We start from the raw sequence: 2,316 nt of genomic DNA, 5'->3' as shown, positions 1-2,316 counted from the left end.
GCCTTGAAATCCCAGGTCTCAGGCAAATGGTCCTTGTTCTCTTCCAGCACGATCTTGCTGCCGCGTGTCCATTGACCCAGCTTGTAGTAGCCGGTGCCGACGGGATTGGCCTCCACTTCGCCCTTGCTGTCGCCGTAGGCCTTCACCACCTCGCGCGCCACGGCGGCGGTCGGCTCATGGGCCAGGATCATGCCCAGATTCCAGTCGGTCTGCACCAGATGGATGCGCAAGGTATAGGGATCGACGATTTCAAAGCCCGGAATCGGTTTGTCGTAGTCGAAATGGCCGGTGCGGGCGGCCTCGGCTGCCAGCGCATCGAGGCCGAGGATTTTGCCTTCGAACAGCCAGCTGTGCGGCGAGGCCAGCCGGGGATCGAACAGGCGCTTCCAGGAATACACGAAATCCGCCACCGTCAGCTCGCGGCGCTTGCCGCCAAAGGCCGGATCGTCGGTGAACAGCTGGCCCTTCTTCAAATGGATGGTGTAGGTCTTGCCGTCAGCCGACACTTCCGGCAACGCGGCCGCGGCGGCTGGCATCAGCTGGACCGGGCGCGCCAGGTAATCGTAGCTGTAGAGGGTATCGAAAACGGCTTGCAGGACGTGGCCGGTGTAGAGGTCGCGCGAGACGGCGGGATCGAAACTGGTTTCCGCGGCGGGGAGTATGTAACGCAATGTTTTGACCGGCTCGCCATGCGCCAGAGGGAACGCCAGCAGCGCTCCCAGGCCCAGGCACTTCAGCCAGTTAAACGTCATCGCAACTCCGGAAAAGCCGTAACGATAGCGCATATTCGCCAAATGTTGGCAATGTATCAGAAATGATACATTTTCCTGCCATCAAGTAAAAAACCTGGTTGTCTTGGACTACAGCAAGTTACACGACGAAGCCAATAATAATCGGAAAATTCGGCGAAATTTGCGCGGAGATTGCGCATCCTTATACAAATTCATACATTTTGCCGCCGAATTATCCGTTGACACCTTGTTCAGCCGAATGTTCTTATCTTCGGCTTGCAGGAACTCGGTGGAGAGTTCCTTCAAATGGGAGCACCAAAACGGCAGGAAATAGCTGTAGCTGTAGCTCGTTTTATTGGTTTACCTTTGGAGGTTTAAAACATGATGGAAAAGATCATGGCCCGTTCCGTTCGCCTGTCCATTTTGGGCGCAGCGGCTGGTCTGACTCTGGTCGCTAACGCGGCTATGGCGCAAGACGCCAACATTCAACGCGTGGAAATTACCGGTTCGAGCATCAAGCGCGCAACCGCTGAAACCGCGTCCCCGGTTCAGGTCATCACCAAGGACGACCTGGCCAAGTCCGGCAAGACCACGGTCGCCGAGTACCTGCAAACCCTGACTGCTGACGGCGCCGGCTCCCTGCCGACCACCTTTGGTAACGGTTTCGCCGCCGGCTCCACCGCGATCTCGCTGCGCGGCCTGGGTGCGACCTCGACCCTGGTGCTGCTGAACGGCCGCCGCATGGCGCCTTTCGCACGTGCCGACGACGGCCAGAAGAGCTTTACCGACCTGTCCTCCGTGCCGATGAACATCGTCGAGCGCATCGAGGTGCTGAAGGACGGCGCTTCCTCGCTGTACGGCGCCGACGCGATCGCCGGCGTGGTCAACATCATCCTGCGCAAAGACTTCACCGGCTTTGAGATGAAGGGTGAAACCGGCTGGTCGCGCTACGACGATGCCAAGCAGAACAAGGCCACCCTGACCTGGGGCACCGGCAACCTGGAAGAAGACAAGTACAACTGGGTCATCAACGCCGAGTACAGCCAGAACGACAAGCTGAACGCTTCCGACCGCAAAGACCGCGCCTACATCGGCCACGGCGACCTGCGTCCATACGGCTACCCGCTGGCGACCCAGTTCGCTACCGGCTACATCACCAATGGCGCGGCTTCCCCTAGCCCGACCGGCGCTCTGCTGAACCCGAAGACCGGCCAGTACGTTTCGCTGCCGGGCTGCGACAAGTTCTCCAGCGTGACCCCGAAAGATCCGAACGGTGGCTGCCTGTGGTACCAGGACCAGTTCCGCTCCATGCTGCCGGAAATCGAAGGCGTGAACCTGTACACCCGCGGCACCTGGCAGATCAATCCGGACCTGCAGGCGTACACCGAACTGGGCTACTCCTCGCGTAAAGCGTCGTTCACCCTGACCCCAGGTTCCTCGTCCAGCACCATCGCCTTCCCAGGCACCAACGGCGGCCCGAACCAGCTGATCAACTACGGCTCGACCATCCTGATGGCGGCCAACCACCCGCAGAACCCGTACGGCGTCGCTACCCGCGTGCGCTACTCGGCATGGGATGTGGGCG

2 protein-coding genes are annotated in these 2,316 nt (G+C 60.1%); one reads left to right on the top strand and one right to left on the bottom strand.

Features of this window, described 5'->3' with window-relative positions:
- On the bottom strand, positions 1–752 hold a 752-nt coding region (locus tag AB4Z11_RS29750; RefSeq protein WP_442029492.1), incomplete at its 3' end, for an ABC transporter substrate-binding protein.
- 375 nt (positions 753–1,127) lie between these two features.
- Between AB4Z11_RS29750 and AB4Z11_RS29745 the strand changes: the two genes are divergently transcribed.
- The coding region (locus AB4Z11_RS29745) for a TonB-dependent receptor (RefSeq protein WP_442029490.1) at positions 1,128–2,316 on the top strand (1,189 nt) is incomplete at its 3' end.

The organism is Pseudoduganella sp. RAF53_2 (assembly GCF_052113985.1).
Classification (GTDB): domain Bacteria; phylum Pseudomonadota; class Gammaproteobacteria; order Burkholderiales; family Burkholderiaceae_D; genus Rugamonas.
Note: the sequence above shows the minus strand (reverse complement) of the source record. Positions and strands in the feature narration are given on the sequence as shown.